Genomic DNA, 21,690 nt, shown 5'->3' with positions numbered 1-21,690 from the left:
TTCTTTTCGTCATTTTATACGATAAAAAGTGTCCACTTTTTTCAACAGGGGTCATTCCTATACTTACGATCAAAATGGATGGTGAGATTATTGAGTTTAATCCAGAAGCAGAAAGAGTCACTGGATTTAGCCGAACAGAGGCCATAGGTAAGAATTTTATTGATATATTTGTTGTAAAAGAATCATTCAAAAAAGCGATTGCCATTGGCATTGGTACAAAAAGAGGAGAAGCTTTCCGCAATGTAGAGTTAATTTTTAAATGTGCTGATGGCAGAAAAATAGAGTTTGAATGTTCTATCGTTAAAGCAGGCAAAAATGGTGGTAATGAAGCCGGGCAAATGATTGCGATTGGCCAAGATATTACGCAGAAAAAAGTATTGCAGGCATCTTTAATTAAAGCACGCGAAAGCGCCGAGTCTGCAGACCGTATTAAATCGATGTTTGTGGCCTCCATGTCGCACGAGCTAAGAACGCCGCTCAATTCAATTATCGGTTTTCTAGGCGTAGTGTTGCAAGGCATGTCTGGCGAGCTTAATTCCAAACAAAAAGATCAGCTTGGTCGTGCTTACCATTCAGCTAAACATTTACTCTCACTCATTTCTGATGTAATTGACATCTCAAAAATAGAAGCAGACTTTTTAGAAATACATATCGAATCATTTGCGCTAAAGCCTATGTTTAATGAGGTAGTCAATGTCATACATCATATTGCTGAAGGTAAACATCTAAACTTACAGATTGATTGCAGCGATACCATCACTCTAGAAACAGACCGAAAAAGACTGTATCAGGCAATTCTAAATGTTGTAAGCAATGCCGTGAAATATACCGAAGCAGGTTATGTGACTATTGAGGCTAGAATACTCAACGAAGAGTTAATCATCACCACTCGAGATAGCGGGATTGGTATTAGCCAATCTGGTCTAGCGCAGCTATTTAAACCATTTGAGCGGGCCGAATCCCATTTAAAAATAAAAACACTAGGCACAGGATTAGGTTTATATTTAACGCGTAAAATTTTAACGCAATTATTGGGCGGTAGCATTGAAGTAGAAAGCCAAGTGGGTATAGGCAGCACTTTTACCATCAAAGTGCCGATTAAAATATCAGAGCAGATTTTGCTCAATAATCAGTCAATTTTAGAAGATCCTCCTTTATGACAACAGCATTGATAATAGAAGACAATGAGAATAACCTAGAGTTAATTCGTTTTATTCTTGAGCAATCACAATATAAAACACGGTTCGCAATGACGGGTTTAGAGGGTGTGCAACAAGCACTGACAATGCCGCCTGATTTTGTTATTTTAGATATTCAACTGCCAGACATTAACGGTTTAGAAGTGTTAAAAAGAATCCGTGCGCACCCTGTAGGCAAAGATATTCCTATCATTGCAATGACTTCGTACGCCATGTCTGGCGATAAAGAAAAGTTACTGGCGGCAGGCTGTACCGCCTATATAGAAAAACCAATAGACCCAATACTTGTCATTGGTCAGATACAAAAAGCGATAGCTAAATAAGCCGTCAATAGCTCGAGAGAACATTATTAATGAAAATATTAGTCGCTGAAGATGACGAGAATTCAAGGCATTTACTAGAGGTAGTACTTACTAGCAAAGGCTATGAAGTGGCAAGCTTTGAAAATGGCTTAAAGGCATTAGCTTACATAAAAACCAACCCTGTCGATTTAATCATTTCCGACATTCTAATGCCTGAAATGGACGGCTACGGCTTGTGCCGCGAGGTCAAGCAAAACGAATATTTACAGAAAATTCCTTTTATTTTCTACACGGCAACTTACACCTCAGCACAAGATGAGCGTTTCGCGATGTCTTTAGGTGCAACCAAGTTTTTGGTTAAACCGATGATGATGGAAGATTTACTACCCATCATTGATAAGATCATTAATGCAGGGTTTCAAGCCAGCCCAAAAGAAAGTAACGCAAAATCGCACTTTGGGCCATTGCGCTTAGACAAACAGCATGCTGAGATCATGCGTATTAAGCTGGATAAGAAGCTGATTGAACTGAATGAAGAAAAGCAAAAACTCATTATCAGTGAAGCACGTTTCAGAGACTTTGCCGAAGCCTCAGCCGACTGGTTTTGGGAGTCTGATGCTCAATTAAAAATCCAAGCTTTAGCTGGAAGCCCTGCAGGGCTTGGGTTTTACAGCCTAGTAGACTTAGCACAAACCTGTCACAGTCACTCACCCAGTGAAATGCTTGAAACGCTAAAATCGCATAAACACTTTTCTGATTACGTTGTACATTTTATTGATGAATCAGGCAAACTGGCTTACTTACGCGTATCAGGCAAACCTATTTTTGATGCTGATAAGCACTTTATTGGCTACCGAGGCGTTGGGCGCGACGTAAGCGAAATGATAGCCCTTAATCGCCGTGTTGAGTTTCTAGCCTCACATGATGAATTAACTGGCTTACCAAACCGCAACCTATTTAAAGAAAGACTTAATCATGCGGTTGCAAAAGCTAGCCGCACAAACAGCCAAGTTTTACTGCTGTTTTTTGATTTAGACCATTTTAAATTAGTCAACGATACGCTTGGACACGAGGCTGGTGATGTACTGCTTATGATGGCAACCAAGCGCATTTCAGATTGTATACGCGCCTCTGATACGCTTTGTAGGCTTGGTGGTGATGAGTTTGTGATGATTATGGAAGAAGCATCGCCGCAAGATGGCCACCGCTTAGTACGTGACATTATTGCTAAATTCACAACGCCATTTGATCTGCATCAGCAACGTGTTTACTCCACTATTAGCGTAGGTGTTAGTGTCTACCCAGATGACACCGTAGATCCACAGTCCCTGCTGGTCTTTGCAGATCTTGCCATGTATAGAGCCAAACAGAATGGTCGCAATTGTTTTGAGTTTTACACCACCAATCTGAATTTCATTGCCCACCAATGGCTGGATATGGAAAACGGTATTCGCCACGCCTTAAAAGAAAACCAGCTCTTTTTAGAATATCAACCTCAGGTAGAAAACACCAATCAGAGTCTTGTCGGTATAGAGGCGTTATTAAGATGGCAGCATCCTGAGCGTGGTTTAATCTCGCCATTAGAGTTCATCAAAATAGCTGAGCAGTCATCGTTAATTAACCAAATTGGTGATTGGGTGCTAGAAGCTGTTTGCCAGCAAATTCGTGCATGGCTAGACCAAGGCTATCAAGTCCCTCGCGTCTCTACAAATATTTCAGCACGCCACTTGCGGTCTGATAGACTAATTCATACATTAAAAGCCCTACCCGCTAAATATCAAATTCCCACAAATATGCTTTGCATTGAAATTACCGAACATGCTTTGCTAGATGACATTGATATCGTAAAGAAAAATATGCGCTTTATTAAAGAGGCTGGCTTTAATATCTCTTTAGATGATTTTGGTATGGGGCACTCATCGCTCATTTACCTAAAACGCTGGTCGGTAGATGAGGTGAAGATTGACCGTACCTTTATTGACGGCTTGCAAAACAGCGAAGAAGATCGTGTGATTGTGAAGGCCATTGTTGCTTTAGCGGATGCTCTTAGCCTAGATATTGTCGCTGAAGGCATTGAAAATCAATTTCAAGCCGACATTGTCAAAGCTAGCGGCTGCAAAGTAGTACAAGGCTTCTTTTACTCAATACCGCTGTCCGCAACAGAAATTGCAACTTGGTTTAAGAAGTGAGCAGCTGTTTATTTGTGCGCGCTAAAAATAATACCTAATCCAGTTAAATGCTAATTTGCAGTGACACTTGCACGTCATCGTCTGCCGTTATTTTCTGCTTTTTACGCACTTCAGCTTTTATAGGTAAGATATAAGCATCTAAGCTGCCAGATGGAAAAATCGAAGTCTCCCAAGCGGTGCCACCGATGTTAGCGGATACGCGAACCGAACCCCAGCCGCGCCTTTTACCAAAATGATTATCGCTAAAGAATTTTATTTCTTCGGATTTATCCTGCGGCAGAGTAATGAAATGCCAAGTACCCTTACCCTGCCATACCCAACACTTGCCAACAAAGGTGAAATTGATGTCAATCATGATAAAGCGTTATTCACCTTTGCCATGTAAAGTCTTTAATTAGCGTATATATTTAGCTTGGCTTTTTAAAACTATCCAGCAGCAACAGCCCTACGCCCACGCAAATCGCGCTATCAGCCACATTAAAAGCAGGCCAATACATGTGCTGATAATGAAAATTAAGGAAATCAATGACATAACCTAATGTCACGCGGTCATACAAATTACCGATTGCCCCACCCAACACCAAGGCTAAACCGACACAAAAGAGCTTTTCAGTACGATGTTTCTGAATAAGATAACTAATCACAATAATTGCCACGACAGAAACACCAGCAAAAAACCAACGCTGAATACCGCCAGCATCATGCAAAAAACCAAATGCAGAACCCTCATTGTGATAATGCACCAAGTCAAAAAAGCTAGTGAACGTGAGCATCTCGCCATAAGCGAAAGCACCTTGTATTAAATGCTTGGTGTATAAATCAAGCGCAACTATCACTGCACTTATAGCAAAATACTTACGCATATTTGCGCGCCTCACCTTTGCCAAACAAGTTACTTACGCAACGGCCGCAAATATGCGGATGTTCAGCGTCAGCAGCTACGTCTGCACGGTAATGCCAGCAGCGGTCGCATTTAACAAATATTGAAGAATTTGCTTCAACTTTTACCCCTTCGAACTCTGACAAAAGTAATCCTTCTTGCTCTTGTTTTGATAAGTGACTGGAATCAGATAAGTTTCTTAAGTGAGATTCTCTCTGACTTGGGTTTTGATTCAAAGAGGTGTCACTATGCAGGTCTGCTCTCGAAGTAATCATAATAAACTTCAAATCATCACCTATATCATTAAGCATATCAAACGTGCTAGACCCTACATAAATATCAATTTCCGCCTGTAACGAGGACCCTATATCACCAGATGTGCGTAGCTTTTCCAGAGTTTTCATCACTTCTGCACGAACTGATCGTAAATTCATCCATTTTACGCTCAACTCTACTGAGTTATTGATTTGAGGCAATTCATACCAAACATCCTCAAATACAGTTTTATTTGCTTCAAGACCTAAAGTTTGCCAAATCTCATTCGCAGTAAAACTCAAAATTGGGGCCATTAATCGCATCATGCAATGCGTAATTTCATGCAAAGCGCTTTGTGCTGCGCGACGCGCTGGTGAGTTCTCACCTGCTGTGTAGAGCCTGTCTTTAAGAATATCTAAATAGAAGCCACCCAAATCTTCTGAGCAGAAGCTCACGAATTTTTGCACAGCCAAATGAAACTCGTAGCGGTCATAATCAGCAAGCACTTCTGTTTGCAGTTTATGGGTCAGATGCAGTGCATATCGGTCAATCTCTAACCACTCACTCACTGGAAGTAAATCTTTATTTGCATCAAAATCTGCGATATTCGCCAACAAGAATTTCATGGTATTACGAATACGGCGATAGCTTTCTGCAACGCGTTTTAAGATCTCATCAGAGATTGTGAGTTCGCCAGAGTAATCGGTCGAAGCAGTCCATAAGCGCAGAATATCTGCACCGTAACTATCCATCACCTTTTGTGGCGCAACTACGTTGCCTTTAGATTTACTCATTTTATGACCAGCGCCATCCACCACAAAACCGTGGGTTAGCAAGGCGTTGTATGGCGCACGACCATCAATCGCACAGCCCGTTAACAATGAGCTTTGAAACCAGCCGCGATGTTGATCTGAACCTTCAAGGTATAAATCCGCTGGGAACGCTAATTCAGGACGACGTTTCAATACTGCCGCATGCGTGGCGCCAGAATCAAACCATACGTCTAAGGTATAAGTAACTTTTTTGTAGTCATCCGCACTTAAGGCTGCATGCTCAGCTAAGAAAGCTGCGCCATCTAAGCTAAACCAAGCTTCCACGCCACGCACTTCAACAAGCAAAGCAGCCGCTTCAAGCAATTCTGCGGTTTGTGGATGGGGATTACCGGTTTCTTTATGCACAAAGAATGGCATAGGCACACCCCAGTTACGTTGGCGCGATACACACCAATCTGGACGATTTTTAATCATCGCCTCTAAGCGCGCACGACCCCAAGCTGGGAAAAACTCAGTAGCATCTACGGCTTTATTCGCATATTCACGCAAGCTGATACCCACTGCATCTTGCGCATACATACCAATAAACCATTGGTGCGTAGCCAATTGCATTAATGGTGTTTTATGACGCCAGCAATGCGGAAAACTATGGTTCAAACGTGCACTAGCGAGCAAAGCGCCACTTTCTGTCATGGCAGCCAAAATGACCTTGTTGGCCTCTTTTCTATCTAAGCCACGAATCGCCGCAAACTCAACTAAGTCGCTATTAAAGAATTTGCCATCACCACCCATTAAAATACGTGGCTTTTCATTTGGAAAATTAGCTTTCATCACCAGCCAGTCATCATTACCATGTGCGGCAGCAGTGTGGACTAAGCCTGTACCTGCATCAGTTGTCACATGGTCACCGCAGATGACAGGTACTTGGCGGTTATCGAATGGATGCTGAAGCATCAGAGACTGAAGTTTAATACCTTTGCACATCGCTAATCGTTTATATGTGCTGACTCCATAACGACGGAAAATTGGGGGTAGTAATAAACTATTAACGTCTGCAGAAGAGGGATTATCTAATGAGCTAACAGACGAGACTTGATTGGAAACTGCGTCATTAACAAAAGAATCGCCTAGTATAAATAAACCCTTGTCTGTTTGCACTAGGTCGTACTCTAACTCGGGGTTCACTGCAACAGCTTGGTTAGCTGGCAGAGTCCAAGGAGTAGTAGTCCAAATCACTGCATAAGCATCGCCTTGAACATCAACGCCAAAGGCTTTACTTAAAGCTCGATTATCAACAACTTTGAAACCCACATCAATTGCAGGCGAGTTCACATCTTCATATTCAACCTCAGCTTCAGCCAATGCTGAACCACAATCCACGCACCAATGTACGGGCTTGCTACCTTGGTATAAATAACCATTTTTTTGAATATCACCCAAGGCGCGCATGATGTCCGCTTCGGTTTTAAAATCCATGGTTAAGTACGGATTATCCCAATCGCCCAACACACCTAGGCGGATAAAGTCTTTCTTTTGACGCGCCACTTGTTCTGCCGCATATTCACGGCATAACTCACGAAACTTAGCCGGATCAATATTTTTGCCGTGATTTTTTTCAACCACCAATTCAATCGGCAAACCGTGACAATCCCAGCCTGGTACATAAGGTGCGTCAAAACCACTCATGGTTTTAGCTTTAATAATGATATCTTTTAAGATTTTGTTAACCGCATGACCGATATGAATATCCCCGTTAGCATACGGTGGCCCATCATGCAGAATGAATTTCTTTGCGCCTTTGCGAGCTTTGCGAATTCTTTGATATAGCTGCTTATCTTGCCACTCTTTAAGCCAAGCGGGTTCACGCTTCGCTAAATCACCACGCATTGGGAAGCTGGTTTCAGGTAAGTTAAGTTTATATTTGCTTACTTCTTCGGTCATTTTAAATCTCTAATCAATCTTAATTGTCATTCCGACGAAAGTCGAAATCCAGTGTCTTTACTACTTAAACCTTTACTAGTTAAATTTAGTCGCTTCAAGATAACTTTTTGCTGCAACAACATCTTTCGCAATTTGCGCTTTGAGAGCATCTAAGCCATCAAACTTAGCTTCATCACGTATTTTATGCAAAAACTCTACATGCACATGTTGACCATATAAATCCGCATTAAAATCTAATACATTCACTTCTAACATCAATTTTGAAACGCCGCCAATCGTTGGGCGTACACCTAAATTAGCCACGCTATTCATACCATTTAATTTTACGGCAAACACACCCGTTAACGCAGGGCGCTCATGCCGCATATGCACATTGGCCGTTGGAAAACCAAGCTGACGGCCTAACTTAGCACCGTGCACTACTTTGCCACTCATGCTGTATGGGCGACCTAACAATATAGAGGCCTCACTTAAAGCACCTGTTGCCAACGCAGAACGCACGCGAGTGCTAGACACGCGTGCATCGTCTAAATCAACTTGTGGCAAACTGATAAGATTAAACTTTGCTTCTAAAAAGTCTAAAATAGAACCAGCACGCATGGCGCCAAATCTGAAATCATCACCAACCAAAATAGCTTGCGCATTCAATGAATCACGCAAAATACTTTGCATAAACTCTTGCGGCGTCAACTTAGCTAAACGCCGATTGAAGCGACATACATAAGTAGTTTCAACACCAGCTTCAGCAAAATGCTCAAGCTTTTCACGCAATGAACTAAGTCGCGCGGGCGCAGTTTCTGGCGCAAAAAATTCACGTGGATGCGGCTCAAAAGTCATCACAGCAGAAGTCAGATTTAGCGCTTTTGCAGTTTCATTCAATTTTTGCAATAGCGCCTGATGCCCTAAATGCATGCCATCAAAATTGCCTATCGCCAAAGCGCAAGGCAACTGTTGCAGTGCAGGAATATGACGAAATATTTGCATTTAGTGCGTAACCCTACGAATATAATCGCGCGGCTTAAAGCCAAGTAACATTAGCGTACCAAAATAACTCGCGCCTCCTAGCGTAACTAAACCTGTAAGATAAATTAGCCGTTTCATTAAACCATAATGTAACCAAGCGGCCGTATCTCCCATCGCAAAATAAAGCGTGACGCCCATGACGCTAAGCGCGACCAGGAGTTTGAGCAAAAATATCGTCCAGCCAGGTTGCGGCTGAAAAATATTATGCTGACGCAAATGATAATAAAGTAATGAAGCATTAATACAAGCACCCAAGCCAATCGCCAAAGCTAAGCCAGCATGTTGTAAAGGCAAGACAAAAATAAACAAACCGTTCATCAATTGCGTAATGACCAATGTGAAAACAGCAATTTTAACTGGTGTTTTAATGTTTTGTCGCGCATAAAACCCTGGCGCTAAAATTTTTACTAGAATCAACCCGAGCAAACCAACGCTATAGGCTACAAGGGCTTGCTGTGTCATTGCTACGTCTAAGGGCGTAAATTTACCGTAATGGAATAAAGCAGTAACTAAGGGAGTAGCGAGTACGGCTAACGCTACCGCGGCAGGCGCCGCTAAAATAAAGGTTAAACGCAAGCCCCAATCTAATAATTGTGAGTATTCACTCTCATCCTTACCTGCATATGCTTTAGATAAACTAGGTAGTAATATAGTACCGAGCGCCACACCTAGCACGCCAGTTGGAAATTCCATTAATCTATCTGCGTAATATAGCCAGCTTACGCTACCCGTTTTTAAAAATGAGGCGAATATCGTATTGGTAATCATAGAAATCTGCGCTACCGATACGCCTAATACTGCAGGCCCCATCAACTTTAAAATGCGCCATACACCATCATCACCTGCATGAAAATCAAGCTTAGGTAATAAGCCAATTTGCTTTAGAAATGGAATTTGAAAAATTAACTGTAGAAAGCCACCAAAAAATACCGCCCACGCCAACACTTTAATAGGTTCGGCAAAATGGTCAGCAAAAAACAATACCGCTGCAATCATGCTGACATTCAGCCAAACAGGCGTAAATGCTGGAATGCCGAACTTGTTATAAGTATTTAGCACTCCTCCAGCCATTGAAACCAGCGAAATAAAGAAAATATAGGGGAAAGTAATACGCAACAACTCAACCGTGAGCTGCATTTTGGGTTGATCTACGGTAAAGCCTGGCGCAATCAGTGCGACTATCCACGGTGCAGCCAACATACCCAGCAAAGTCACAACGACTAGAATCAAACCTAACCATGTGGCTACACGGCTGATCAGGTGATGCGTTTCATCAAAACTACGCTGACTTTTATACTCAGCCAAAATTGGTACGAAAGCTTGGCTAAAAGCGCCTTCCGCTGAAATTCTGCGTAATAGATTAGGGATCTTGAACGCAACGATAAATGCATCGCTTAACATACCTGCGCCAAACACCCGAGCAATTAAGGTATCTCGCACAAATCCCAATATACGAGACACAAAAGTCATGCTGCCAACTTTGGCTAAAGCTTTGAGTAAATTCATAATTTAAATTGGGAAAATTTGGCTTATTAACAACATATTGCGCGATTTTATCATGCCAGCAGACATCATGCGGTAAATAGCCATGATATTTACTTCATTTAAACTTGCAATGTGTTTAGAAAATAGCTATTATTACGGGCTTCGTATTTCGAATAGCTTTTAGCACCCTTTAGGAAAGAAACATAGATGGCAAATACCGCACAAGCAAGAAAACGTGCTCGTCAAGCAGTTAAGCAACGCGCTCACAATGCAAGTTTGCGTTCTACTTTGCGTACCGCGATTAAAAAAATTATTAAAGCTGTAGAAGCTGGCGATAAAGTTGCCGCTACTGCTGTGTATAGCGAGAATGTAAGTGTAATTGACCGCATCGCGGACAAAAACATCATTCATAAAAATAAAGCATCACGTCATAAAAGCCGCTTAAATGCTGCTATCAAAGCGATGTCTGCTGAAGCTCCAGTAGCTGTAGCTGCGAAAGTAAAAGCTGCGCCAAAAGCTAAAGCCGCACCTAAAACAGCGTAAGAACTGTATTTAATAAAAAAGCCTCGCACTGCGAGGCTTTTTTATTGGCTGTCATTGATTAAGAGCTACTGAACCCAAGAGTGAACCTAAGCACTCTTAACCAGTTTAGAGCCAACTATTGCTCACCTATTTTCAATTCGCTACGCACTTGCATTGCTTGCTTGATCGCCTCATCACGACTCACATTAATCACGGTAAAATGCCCCATTTTTCTACCTGCGCGCGCTTGTTGTTTACCGTACAAATGCATTTTCAACATTGGGTTATTTAATGCAACTTGCCATTCAGGGGCAGAATCGATATCTTCAGGCCAAATATCTCCCAATAGATTAACCATCACCGCTGAGCTATGCTGTCTTGAGCTACCTAATGGCAAGCCAGCCATTGCACGTACTTGTTGTTCAAACTGGTTTGTCACACAAGCATCTATCGTATAGTGTCCTGAGTTATGTGGCCTAGGCGCAATTTCATTCACTAAAAGCTCACCGTTACAAACAAAAAACTCAACACCTAATACGCCAGTGTAAGCCAACTTTTCAGCAACTAATATTGCCAATTTCTGTGCTTGATGGCTAATCGCATCACGACCGCGCGCTGGTGCAATCGAAACATCTAGTATCCCGTTGAGATGACTATTTTCTGAAGTCGGGAATGTGGACACATTGCCTTGCACATCACGCGCTAGCACCACTGAAACCTCATAATCAAGTTTCAACATTTTTTCTAGCACGCATTCTTCGCGCTCAAATTGAGCAAATGCGATTTGCGCTTCATGTTGATTTTTGACTCTAGCCTGACCTTTACCATCGTAGCCAAAACGCGCCACTTTCAGGATGGCTGGGTAAATATCGCTATCATCACTCGGTAAATCCTCAACCTCATTGATAACTTCGAATGGAGCAACAGGTAAACCCGCATGCTTAAGGAAGTTTTTTTCACTGACACGATGCTGCGCAATTGCTACACTGTATGCACTTGGGCGCACAGGCTTAGTTTCAGCTAAAAATGATAGCGAGTCTGCAGGTACATTTTCAAATTCGGTACTGATTGCTTCACAAGTGTTAGCTAACTTCAATAAAGCAGACTTGTCATCAAAAGCTGCGCAAATATGCACATCAGCAATTTTACCTGCTGGGCTATTCGAATCAGGGTCTAGCACCGTGACTTTGTAACCCATTTCGTGTGCAGCGACAACAAAAAAACGACCGAGCTGACCGCCTCCAAGCATGCCTAGCATTGCAGGTGGAAGAATGACTGGCGTTTGTTCTGGATGATGGTTCATATATTGAATACTGTGTGATTGAGATTAAAACTTAGTAATATTTCACTGTAATATTTTACTTAAAAATATTTAAGGCTTGTCGCTTAATTCCATGGCATGTACTTTTTCAGCCTGCTTAGTACGAAATTCGCTTAATTTTTTAGCTAAAGCTGCATCATGATTTGCTAAAATTGAGGCTGCAAATAAACCAGCATTCGCTGCGCCAGCTTCGCCAATTGCAAAGGTAGCTACAGGGATTCCTTTAGGCATTTGCACGATAGAAAGAAGTGAGTCCTGACCTTGCAAATGCTTAGAAGGCACTGGCACGCCCAATACTGGCAAAGTAGTTTTAGCCGCTACCATGCCAGGCAAATGCGCCGCGCCACCTGCACCCGCAATAATCACTTGGTAGCCTTTTTGTGCGGCGGTTTCTGCAAAACTAAACATTAAATCGGGTGTGCGATGCGCTGAAACCACATCCGCCGTATATGCAATATCGAAATCCGCTAACATTTGGGCAGCCGCTTTCATAATAGGCCAGTCGCTATCAGAGCCCATAATAATGGCTACTAAAGGTTGTTTATTCATTTACATTCCTTTGTTATTCTTTATGTATCAAATTCACAAAAAATTAAAATATAAGTATTTTTGGCTGAGCGTTACAACAAGACTAAATTGTCTCTGTGTATCAATTCAGCCTCTTCCACATAGCCCAATATTTTCTCAATGTCTTTGCTAGATTTTCGCATGATTCTAGTCGCTTCCATGGCTGAGTAGTTGACTAAACCACGCGCCAACTCTACGCCGTTTTCATCGCAACAAGCAACCACTTCGCCGCGCTCAAAGCTACCTTCAACCGCCGTTACGCCAATAGGCAGTAAGCTTTTACCATCTTGCTTGATGACTTTTACCGCGCCTGCGTCTAACGTTAACTTGCCACGCAACTGCAAATGATCTGCCAACCATTGCTTACGGGCGGTCGTTTTCATTTCTGTGGTTTGTAGATGCGTACCAATCACTTCACCTGCGGCTAAACGAACCAGTACACTCTTCTCGCGACCTGAAGCAATGATAGTATTCGCGCCACTTCTAGATGCGCGTTTTGCAGCAAGAATCTTGGTTAACATGCCGCCAGTTCCAACGCTACTGCCTGCACCACCTGCCATTTGCTCTAGCGTGGCATCCCCAGCTGTAGCATGTTGTATGAATTTAGCATCTTTATCTTTACGTGGATCAGCGGAATACAAACCCTGCTGGTCCGTTAATATCACCAAAGTATCAGCCTCAATCAAATTAGCGACTAATGAACCTAAAGTGTCATTATCACCAAAGCGAATTTCATCGGTAACAACCGTATCATTCTCATTAATAATAGGGATAACTTTCAAATCAAGCAAAGTACGCAAAGTGCTACGCGCATTTAAATAGCGCTTTCTATCAGCTAAGTCGTCATGGGTTAGCAGCACTTGCGCAGTATGCAATTGATGCTCAGTAAAACAGCTTTCATACATCTGCACCAAACCCATTTGGCCTACCGCTGCTGCAGCTTGTAATTCATTCACGGCGGTTGGGCGTTTTTTCCAACCCAATCTTTGCATGCCTTCCGCAACAGCACCACTGGAAACCAATACAACCTGTTTACCTTGTTGCACCAAGGTTGCAATTTGCGCCGCCCAAGCAGCTATTGCCACGCGGTCTAAACCATTGCCATTGTTGGTAACAAGGCTAGAGCCAACTTTCACCACAATTACTTTTGCATCAAACAAAAGTGATTGTGATGTGATAGTAGAGGTAGATTTAAGCGATTGAGATTCCACAGCAATCATTATTAAACTTCTTTTTTGGTCACAGCAATACTTGCTGCGCTTTCATTAACCAAGCCAGTATCAGCCAAAGCATCTTCAGCTTCTCGTTTATTTTCTTCGATATGCTGCATGATTGCATAAGTCAGCTCTTTACAACCCACGCCACTAATGGCTGAAATTGCGAATACACGACCTTTCCAACCATAGTCTTTGACGAACTGTTTTACGACTTCTTGTGCCTCAGGCAACATGTCGATTTTATTCAACACCAACCAGCGAGGCTTATCATAAAGTGCCTCATCATACTTACGAAGCTCTTCAACAATCGCTTTTGCCTCATAAACGGGGTCTACAGCTTCATCAAATGGCGCAATATCGACTAAATGCAGCAACAAAGAAGTACGTTGCAAGTGACGCAAGAATTGATGACCTAACCCTGCACCTTCAGCGGCACCTTCAATAATCCCAGGAATATCGGCAATCACAAAACTGCGTTCAGCATCCACACGCACCACACCCAAATTCGGATGCAAAGTAGTGAAAGGATAGTCGGCTACTTTTGGTTTAGCTGCAGAAACTGAACGAATAAATGTAGATTTCCCTGCATTAGGCATGCCTAGCAAACCCACGTCTGCCAAGACTTTAAGCTCTAAATAAAGTTCAAACTCTTCACCTACATCACCCTTAGTACATTGGCGTGGCGCACGATTCAAGCTTGATTTGAAATGCACATTACCCAGGCCGCCCTTGCCGCCTGATGCCATCTGCGCACGCTGACCATGCTCACTTAAATCTACCAACATTTGCTCGCTGGCTTTATCTGAAATCACGGTACCTACTGGCACACGTAACACCATATCTTCGCCTTTAGCGCCGTAGCACTCAGCACTACGGCCATTTTCGCCACGCTGCGCTCTAAACGTACGGGTATAGCGATAATCAACCAGGGTATTAATATTTCGATCAGCTTCAATGATGATAGAACCGCCACGGCCACCGTCACCGCCGCTTGGGCCACCCATTGGCTCGTATTTTTCACGACGAAACGTAGCAACGCCGTTACCACCGTCGCCTGCGTAAATTTTGATTGTTGCTTCGTCTATAAATTTCATTTTTTTGACCTATTGCAGAAATACTTTAACTGTAAAAACAGATATAAAATTAAAGTAATCCCGTCATTCCTGTATGCCTGTAAAGGTCTTTCAGTGGAGTTAATCAGCTTAAACTGACTATTCACACATGAGAGTTTACCAAATAAAAAAGCCCCATCAAACGATGAGGCTTTAATAAAGTTATTTTAACTTAAGCTGCAACAATAATGCTTACAGTGTGGCGTTTTAAAGCGCCTTTTATTGCAAATGATACTTTACCGTCCGCTTTTGCAAACAAAGTATGATCTTTACCCATGCCAACATTTTCGCCTGCGTGCATTTTTGTACCACGTTGACGAACAATGATGCTACCTGCTGTCACAACTGTTTCACCAAATGCTTTAACACCTAGTCGTTGTGAGTGTGAATCGCGACCGTTACGTGAACTACCGCCTGCTTTTTTGTGTGCCATGATTTAATCCTTAAGTCTTATTTATTGCTTCAATTATTCTGCAGCTTTAGCGGCTTTCGCTTTTGCTGGTTTTGCAGCAGCTTGACCTGCAGCTAAAATTTCGCCGATTTGGATTTCAGTAAAACTTTGGCGATGGCCTTGTGTTTTACGATAATGTTTACGACGACGGAATTTGAAAATCATTACCTTGTCACCACGGCCATGTGAAAGCACTGTTGCTTTTACAGTTGCGCCGTTAATGATAGGTGATCCGATGGTTGTGCTTTCGCCATCTGAAACCATTAAAATTTGATCTAGCGTAACAGTACCGCCAACTTCAACTTCTAATTTTTCAACTTTTAATCTTTCGCCTGAAATTACGCGATATTGCTTACCACCAGTTTTAATTACAGCATACATGATTGAGCCTTAAATTACGCTTTCTAAAGAACTCGGCATTATACGCAAATAATTTAGCAAAGCAAACCATAATCGCAAGCAATTTCAAAAAACTGCCGCATTAATGTGAATTAACAATTGTCTCACGATTTATATGGCTGTTGCTAGTATATAAAAACAGCTATAACCCAACCTTGAAAGTTGGCTGTGATAAAATATTCGTTACTTTTTAAGGCTTATTATCGTGACGCAAAGCAACACTCCATCTAGTAGCTCACCATTAAACACTATTCAATCTTGCATCGCCGCTGATATTCTGGCTGTGAATACGGTCATTACGCACTCTTTACACTCTGATGTCACATTGGTTAATCAGGTTGCACATTATATTGTGAATAGTGGCGGTAAGCGCTTACGCCCTATATTGGTTCTACTTTCTGGTGGACTTTTTGGCGAAGTGAAACCTGAACATCACCAATTGGCTGCAGTAGTTGAGTTTATTCATACCGCCACCTTACTGCATGACGATGTAGTGGATGAATCATCAAAGCGACGCGGGCAAAATACTGCAAATGCTATTTTTGGCAATGCAGCTAGCGTATTAGTCGGAGACTTTGTTTATTCGCGCGCCTTTCAAATGATGGTTGCAGTGCAAAATATGCGCGTCATGGAAGTATTAAGCAACGCTACTAATATTATTGCCGAAGGCGAAGTGCTGCAATTATTAAACATACACAACGCTGATGTGACAGATGAAGCGTATCTACAAGTCATTCATTACAAAACCGCTAAATTATTTGAGGCAGCCACACGTCTAGGTGCAATCATTAGCAAGGCATCAGCAAGCGATGAAGAAGCATTGAGCCAGTATGGCATGCATATTGGCACTGCATTTCAGCTTATAGATGACGTGCTTGATTTAAGCGGAAATGCCTTAGATATAGGCAAAAATTTAGGTGATGACCTCAGCGAAGGAAAACCAACGCTACCTTTATTGTTTGCCATGCGCAACGGCACAGAAGCCGAGACAGAAACCATAAAGCTTGCCATTGAGAGTGGTGGTTTGGAGGACTTAGCTAGCGTATTAAATGCCGTAGAACGAACAGGCGCTTTAGATCATGTACGGAAGGTGGCAGCTAAAGAATCTGAATTAGCTTGTGCTGCTATCGCGCATTTTTCAGATTCGCCTTATAAGCAAGCGATGTTAACTTTAGCGGAGTTTGCAGTCACTAGAAATTACTAAATAGTGACTTAAAAATTTGATTGAATATTGTTAGTTCAATATAGTTTAGTTCAAAGTAATTTTCTCGCCACTATCGGCATGATAATAGCTCAAATGTGCGCACTCATTAGCGCCTGAAGTTAGCGATCCATCAAACAAAGACTTACCATCAACATCTACAATGGCATAGCCGTTGTGGTACAAAGTGACCTCTGCTAACTTAGGTACATGCTTTGTGTCGTGCGAACCTTGACGCATTGCAAAGCTGATGCAATTTTCTTCCTCTTCTTCAGAGTAAACTTCCCAATCGCGGCCGCCTGCTAATTGTGAAAGCCATGTAGGTAAATCAACCTCTACACGGCAAACAATAGGCTCATCCCATGCAGGATGATTGAGTTCAGCCTGCAATAACTCAATAGTGTTTTGTTGATTTGTGTTTGTCATTTAGTTTCCTTCTTAGCCGTTACGCCAATATAGCCATCAAATAAATCTTGATGCGAACATTATAATATGACCTTTATACTTGTGACGGGTTGCTGAAATTTCAAGTGCCTTTATTTTGCGTACAAAATTTTATTAATTCCAACCAGTTTGATTGCCACAAGTATTTAACGGTGCGATGATGCGATAAGTTTACAGTGGCAAGCATGTATTTTTAATTTTTAAGGATTGTTATGTTTAGCGGATTTTCTGAGATTTCTAATTTGCTTCAAGAGAGCCCCACTCTTTTTATCTCCATATCAGTTATTTTTGGCCTAATGGTCGGCAGTTTTCTCAATGTCGTGATTCACAGACTACCCAAGATGATGGAACGTGAATGGCATAACAACTGCCTTGAGCTACAAGGCAAAGAGATACCAGAAACCACAAAATACACGCTCGCATCCCCTCGTTCAGCTTGCCCAAACTGTGGGCATAAAATTACTGCACTCGAAAACATTCCAGTCCTTAGTTACTTACTTTTACTAAGAGGAAAATGTAGCGGCTGCAAAACCGATATCAGCATGCGCTACCCTTTAATTGAAGCACTCACTGGCTTGTTAATTGGCTTAGTTAGCTGGAAATTCGGCTACACCAGCCTCACGTTGTTTGCATGGATATTCACTTTTGCACTCGTCGCGCTGACGTTTATTGACTTCGACACGCAATTACTACCCGACGACATTACCCTGCCACTATTATGGCTAGGACTGTTATTTAATATCAGCAATGGTTTTACTGACTTAAAATCTGCAGTGATTGGCGCGATGGCTGGCTACCTTATTTTATGGTCGGTTTATTGGGCATTCAAATTAGTCACGGGTAAAGAAGGCATGGGTTATGGCGACTTTAAATTACTCGCGGCAATCGGCGCATGGTTTGGCTGGCAACTATTACCTGCAGTTATTTTACTATCCTCAGTATTGGGTGCCGTGATTGGCATCAGTTTGATTGTGTTTACAAAACGTGGACGTGAAATTCCGATGCCGTTTGGCCCGTTTTTAGCCATAGGTGGTATTGCAGCATTATTTTTGGGACCACAACTAGCCAGTTATTATTTAGCTTAATCCTATGATTATCGCACTCACAGGCGGGATAGGCTCTGGAAAAAGTGAAGCAGCTAGGCAATTTGAGGCGTTAGGCGTACCTATTGTCGATGTTGATGTGATCGCACATGCACTCACTGCAGCTGGCCAGCCTATACTAAAAGAAATCAGCCTCCTCTTTGGCGCAGACTTTTTAAATACTGATGGCACATTAAACCGCGCCAAATTGCGCGAACATGTATTTAACAATCCTGCTGAGCGCCTCAAGCTTGAAGCGCTTATTCATCCAGCCATTCACACAGAGGCTTTAAAGCTGCTTGCTGATAATGAACATCGATTGCATCCCGCTTATCAAATTCTAGTCATCCCTCTTTTATTTGAAAACAATCGCTATGATGGCGTGATTGATAAAGTGCTTGTGATTGATTGCGATGAAAGTTTACAAATCAAGCGTGCTATGACTCGAAGCAATATCAGTGAGTCGGATGTAAAAGAAATGATGAATGCTCAAGTAGCTAGAAATGTGCGACTAAATTACGCAGATGAAATTATCGTAAACGATAGCACGCTTGCTGAATTACAAGAAAAAGTCATACGAATTCATAAAAAACTCATTAAAACTTGCATAATTAGCAAATAAATTTGATAATTCAGTTCAACTTTAACTTGCACACTATTTCATGATTAACACGGCGCCATTTTGCTAGTAACTGAATAACGATTAGTTAAATTATTCATGCCTAGCTACGATTATCCTTTTAACGAACGCATACGCACTTTTTTACGTGTAGAGGATTTATTCGCCAAAGTTTTATACAACATTGAAGCGAGCCATGAGTACCAACACCACTGTGCTTTACTCACACTCCTGCAAATATTGGATATTATTGACCGCTCGGAATTAAGATCAGACCTAATGCAAGAGCTCAGTCGCCAAAGAACGGTCATGGATGCTTTACAAGGTAACCCTGCGATTGCCCCACAAAAACTAGCAGAAATTCTAAACGAAATTGATACAGCTACAGATTCACTACGCGCTGAAAACACTAAGTTAGGGCAAACGCTACGCACTAATGAATGGTTAATGAGCATCAAGCAACGAGCTGGCATTCCAGGTGGCGTTTGTGAGTTTGATGTTCCCTCTTATCATTACTGGCTTGGTCTGGGCGAAGATAGACGCAAACAAGATTTGAAGAGCTGGCTCAACCCATTGGTACCTATGCACAATGCCATTGTGATTATTATGCGTATATTACGTGGTAGCGGATCGACAACTAAATTAGTCGCCGCTAACGGTGCATACCAACAAATGCTTGGCGGCAGCAAACCAGCTCAAATGTTAAAAATTGATATTCCTGACAATCTCACATGCTTTCCTGAAGTGAGTGCGAATAAATACGCAATCAATATCCGATTCAACATTCTAGACTTTACCCAAAAGCCTCAGAAATATGACGAAGATGTCAACTTTACATTAACGTTGTGCAACTTATAATCTCCTTAAAAGACTAACAAGGGTTGCAATGTCTGTAGCGAGCTTTTAAGCAAAAGCCGTCACTAAACAGATACGCAGAAACAGTGTCGCATTACCCTCAACTTAAAAACACGGCTCACAAATATGGAAACCACAAAGAAACGTTTAGTGACTTGTCCTAACTGTAAAAAACTATCTGAATACTCACTTAGCAATACTTTTAGGCCTTTTTGTAGTGAACGCTGCAAAATGATAGATTTAGGACTTTGGGCGAGTGAGCAGTACGCGATTCCAGTAGAAATTAAAGAAGAAGATCTTGAGCAGGGATTTACTGACGTTAACTTTTCTAGGCAATAAAATTGATATGCAAAATACTTTATACCAATACTTTGGTCGCTACTGCTTATTGCTACTATTGGCGTTAATTAGCACTCAGTTACATGCTAAAGAAGTTATAGAACCAAAAAATCTTGTATCAATCAGCGATGCTTGGGTACGCCCGACTAATCCTGGACAAGAAGTAGGCGCAGCTTACATGACATTTTTGAGCAAGCAAGATTTGACGCTTGTGAGTATAGAAAGTAGCATGACTGACAGTGTAGAGATTCACAATATGACCATGGAAAATGGTGTGATGAAAATGCGCATGCTTGAAAACTTAGCATTAAAAGCTGGCGAACCCTATAAGCTTGCACCAGGCGGCTATCACTTAATGCTTTTTGATTTAAAAAAACCGCTGACTGTGGGTGAACAAGTGCGATTTACGCTTCACTTTAAATCTACTGCCAAATCTAACATCAACAATAAAAACCATCAAAAAAACTCACCTGATTACAAACAAACTATCAACGTGATGGTGCAAGCTCCGCCAGAGAGTGCTACTCACTAAGCCAAGTGCTGCGCAGCATGGCGATTCCGTGCGCACCATGCGATTTTGCTTCATGCAAATCTACGGCCTGCATACCGCCTAGCGCATAAACGGGCAAAGGGTAATCAGCGATTAAATCAGCAAACTTGCTCCACCCCATAGATTCTTCATCGGGATGACTAAGTGTCGCTTTTACTGGCGACAACATCACATAATCCAGACCAAGTGCAGCGGCATGCGCTAACTCTTTGTCATTATGACAAGAGGCGCCACATATTATTGCTGTTGGTTTTGTCTGGATCTGCATTAAATCTGTAGCACTAAAATGTATACCCGCAACATTCAATATAGCTAGAGCAGATTGATGACTTGAGTTAATCAGTACTTTGGCGCCATATGGAGAGGCTAGCTTAATAACACGTTCGGCAAATGCATCAAATGCTTGAGTTGAAAGCTGCTTCTCGCGCAGCTGTAACATTTTCAGTCCGTTATCTAAGGATATTTGGAGGCGTTCAAAAAACAAATCTTCGCCTAATTCACTTAAATTTGTAATGGCATAATTTGAAGGCAAACTCAGTGCGGCAAATATAGGCGCGTTAGCTGGCAACATCGGCGAAACTTCAACTTTATCAGAAGGCTGCCAAACCAGCTGTTGATTTTCCAAACCAAGTGGCTCGCCATTCCACTTTGTCACAATAAAAAAATGTAGTTTAACTGTTTTGGCTGCTGAGTCTAATTGCCCTGCTGCATCATATTTCGCCGCGTAATCAAAGCTACGTGTTAGCCATGGATAGAGTGATGCCACCTCGATACCAAGTTCTTCTTGCAGCTCGCGTTTGAGTGCTTGTTGTGGCGTTTCGCCCTCTTCCACCTTGCCCCCAGGAAACTCCCAATAACCTGCCCAAGGCTTACCAACAGGTCGTTCCGCCAGCAACACCCAACCATCTTCACGCTGGATAATACCGACCGCAGCATGCGTCACTTTAGGTTTTGTTGTATTCAT

Annotated in this window: 23 protein-coding genes; 10 read left to right on the top strand and 13 right to left on the bottom strand. The window is 42.1% G+C overall.

What is annotated here, in order from left to right; all coding sequences use genetic code 11:
• The 3 genes from PSU78_RS12300 to PSU78_RS12290 form a co-directional block, all read left to right on the top strand.
• Positions 1 to 1,160 (top strand): PAS domain-containing sensor histidine kinase (locus PSU78_RS12300; protein ID WP_300388421.1); only part of this gene is annotated, 1,160 nt, incomplete at its 5' end.
• Positions 1,157 to 1,522: a response regulator gene (locus PSU78_RS12295; protein WP_013147243.1), complete on the top strand. Its 366-nt coding sequence runs from the start codon at positions 1,157 to 1,159 to the stop codon at positions 1,520 to 1,522. The genes PSU78_RS12300 and PSU78_RS12295, both read left to right, overlap by 4 nt.
• A 29-nt stretch (positions 1,523 to 1,551) precedes the next feature.
• On the top strand, positions 1,552 to 3,690 hold the full coding sequence (locus tag PSU78_RS12290; protein WP_300388419.1) for an EAL domain-containing protein: 2,139 nt from the start codon (positions 1,552 to 1,554) through the stop codon (positions 3,688 to 3,690).
• A gap of 43 nt (positions 3,691 to 3,733) precedes the next feature.
• Here PSU78_RS12290 and PSU78_RS12285 read toward each other — a convergent pair whose 3' ends face one another.
• The 5 genes from PSU78_RS12285 to murJ form a co-directional block, all read right to left on the bottom strand.
• The gene (locus tag PSU78_RS12285; protein WP_300388417.1) at positions 3,734 to 4,045 is read right to left on the bottom strand and encodes a DUF1905 domain-containing protein; all 312 of its coding nucleotides are present in this window, start codon (positions 4,043 to 4,045) and stop codon (positions 3,734 to 3,736) included.
• A gap of 52 nt (positions 4,046 to 4,097) precedes the next feature.
• Positions 4,098 to 4,553: a signal peptidase II gene (gene lspA, locus PSU78_RS12280; RefSeq protein ID WP_300388415.1), complete on the bottom strand. Its 456-nt coding sequence runs from the start codon at positions 4,551 to 4,553 to the stop codon at positions 4,098 to 4,100.
• Positions 4,546 to 7,539: an isoleucine--tRNA ligase gene (gene ileS / locus PSU78_RS12275; protein ID WP_300388413.1), complete on the bottom strand. Its 2,994-nt coding sequence runs from the start codon at positions 7,537 to 7,539 to the stop codon at positions 4,546 to 4,548. Before ileS ends, lspA begins: the two co-directional genes overlap by 8 nt.
• 75 nt (positions 7,540 to 7,614) lie before the next feature.
• Positions 7,615 to 8,523, bottom strand: coding sequence for a bifunctional riboflavin kinase/FAD synthetase (locus tag PSU78_RS12270; protein ID WP_300388411.1), 909 nt, complete (start codon positions 8,521 to 8,523; stop codon positions 7,615 to 7,617).
• The gene (gene murJ, locus PSU78_RS12265) at positions 8,524 to 10,068 is read right to left on the bottom strand and encodes a murein biosynthesis integral membrane protein MurJ (RefSeq protein WP_300388409.1); all 1,545 of its coding nucleotides are present in this window, start codon (positions 10,066 to 10,068) and stop codon (positions 8,524 to 8,526) included.
• Between the two features lie 186 nt (positions 10,069 to 10,254).
• Between murJ and rpsT the strand changes: the two genes are divergently transcribed.
• On the top strand, positions 10,255 to 10,590 hold the full coding sequence (rpsT, locus tag PSU78_RS12260; protein ID WP_013147236.1) for a 30S ribosomal protein S20: 336 nt from the start codon (positions 10,255 to 10,257) through the stop codon (positions 10,588 to 10,590).
• 115 nt (positions 10,591 to 10,705) lie between these two features.
• On the opposite strand, the gene PSU78_RS12255 is transcribed toward rpsT, so the two are convergent.
• From PSU78_RS12255 to rplU, 6 genes are all read right to left on the bottom strand, one after another.
• The gene (locus PSU78_RS12255; protein WP_300388406.1) at positions 10,706 to 11,872 is read right to left on the bottom strand and encodes a 5-(carboxyamino)imidazole ribonucleotide synthase; all 1,167 of its coding nucleotides are present in this window, start codon (positions 11,870 to 11,872) and stop codon (positions 10,706 to 10,708) included.
• A 69-nt stretch (positions 11,873 to 11,941) separates the two neighbouring features.
• A complete protein-coding gene (gene purE, locus PSU78_RS12250) occupies positions 11,942 to 12,439 on the bottom strand; it encodes a 5-(carboxyamino)imidazole ribonucleotide mutase (RefSeq protein ID WP_300388404.1) in 498 nt (165 codons plus the stop codon).
• Positions 12,440 to 12,510: 71 nt separating this feature from the next.
• The gene (proB, locus tag PSU78_RS12245; RefSeq protein WP_300388402.1) at positions 12,511 to 13,677 is read right to left on the bottom strand and encodes a glutamate 5-kinase; all 1,167 of its coding nucleotides are present in this window, start codon (positions 13,675 to 13,677) and stop codon (positions 12,511 to 12,513) included.
• 2 nt (positions 13,678 to 13,679) lie between these two features.
• Positions 13,680 to 14,768 (bottom strand): Obg family GTPase CgtA, encoded by a 1,089-nt coding sequence (gene cgtA, locus PSU78_RS12240; RefSeq protein WP_300388400.1) that lies wholly within the window; start codon positions 14,766 to 14,768, stop codon positions 13,680 to 13,682.
• Between the two features lie 190 nt (positions 14,769 to 14,958).
• Positions 14,959 to 15,219: a 50S ribosomal protein L27 gene (gene rpmA, locus PSU78_RS12235; RefSeq protein ID WP_300388398.1), complete on the bottom strand. Its 261-nt coding sequence runs from the start codon at positions 15,217 to 15,219 to the stop codon at positions 14,959 to 14,961.
• Positions 15,220 to 15,252: 33 nt separating this feature from the next.
• Positions 15,253 to 15,618 (bottom strand): 50S ribosomal protein L21, encoded by a 366-nt coding sequence (rplU, locus tag PSU78_RS12230; RefSeq protein WP_300388396.1) that lies wholly within the window; start codon positions 15,616 to 15,618, stop codon positions 15,253 to 15,255.
• Positions 15,619 to 15,841: 223 nt separating this feature from the next.
• Between rplU and PSU78_RS12225 the strand changes: the two genes are divergently transcribed.
• A complete protein-coding gene (locus PSU78_RS12225) occupies positions 15,842 to 16,840 on the top strand; it encodes a polyprenyl synthetase family protein (RefSeq protein WP_300388394.1) in 999 nt (332 codons plus the stop codon).
• Between the two features lie 199 nt (positions 16,841 to 17,039).
• Here the strand turns inward: PSU78_RS12225 and PSU78_RS14000 are convergent, their stop codons facing one another.
• Positions 17,040 to 17,093, bottom strand: a complete 54-nt coding sequence (locus PSU78_RS14000) for a hypothetical protein (protein WP_367186359.1) — start codon at positions 17,091 to 17,093, stop codon at positions 17,040 to 17,042.
• Positions 17,094 to 17,493: 400 nt separating this feature from the next.
• Between PSU78_RS14000 and PSU78_RS12215 the strand changes: the two genes are divergently transcribed.
• The 5 genes from PSU78_RS12215 to PSU78_RS12195 all read left to right on the top strand — a co-directional run bounded on the left by PSU78_RS12215 (position 17,494) and on the right by PSU78_RS12195 (position 20,708).
• Positions 17,494 to 18,366, top strand: a complete 873-nt coding sequence (locus PSU78_RS12215; RefSeq protein WP_300388390.1) for an A24 family peptidase — start codon at positions 17,494 to 17,496, stop codon at positions 18,364 to 18,366.
• A 4-nt stretch (positions 18,367 to 18,370) separates the two neighbouring features.
• The gene (coaE, locus tag PSU78_RS12210) at positions 18,371 to 18,985 is read left to right on the top strand and encodes a dephospho-CoA kinase (protein ID WP_300388388.1); all 615 of its coding nucleotides are present in this window, start codon (positions 18,371 to 18,373) and stop codon (positions 18,983 to 18,985) included.
• 96 nt (positions 18,986 to 19,081) lie between these two features.
• Complete coding sequence (gene zapD / locus PSU78_RS12205; protein WP_300388386.1) at positions 19,082 to 19,840, top strand: cell division protein ZapD; 759 nt, start codon at positions 19,082 to 19,084, stop codon at positions 19,838 to 19,840.
• Positions 19,841 to 19,963: 123 nt separating this feature from the next.
• On the top strand, positions 19,964 to 20,176 hold the full coding sequence (locus tag PSU78_RS12200) for a DNA gyrase inhibitor YacG (protein ID WP_300388384.1): 213 nt from the start codon (positions 19,964 to 19,966) through the stop codon (positions 20,174 to 20,176).
• A 7-nt stretch (positions 20,177 to 20,183) separates the two neighbouring features.
• The gene (locus tag PSU78_RS12195) at positions 20,184 to 20,708 is read left to right on the top strand and encodes a copper chaperone PCu(A)C (RefSeq protein ID WP_300388383.1); all 525 of its coding nucleotides are present in this window, start codon (positions 20,184 to 20,186) and stop codon (positions 20,706 to 20,708) included.
• On the opposite strand, the gene PSU78_RS12190 is transcribed toward PSU78_RS12195, so the two are convergent.
• Positions 20,698 to 21,690: a Nudix family hydrolase gene (locus PSU78_RS12190; protein ID WP_300388382.1), complete on the bottom strand. Its 993-nt coding sequence runs from the start codon at positions 21,688 to 21,690 to the stop codon at positions 20,698 to 20,700. The two genes, PSU78_RS12195 and PSU78_RS12190, sit on opposite strands and share 11 nt — an antisense overlap.

The sequence above is a fragment of the Methylotenera sp. genome, assembly GCF_029945705.1.
GTDB lineage: Bacteria > Pseudomonadota > Gammaproteobacteria > Burkholderiales > Methylophilaceae > Methylotenera.
This window is presented reverse-complemented; position numbering and strand designations above follow the sequence as displayed.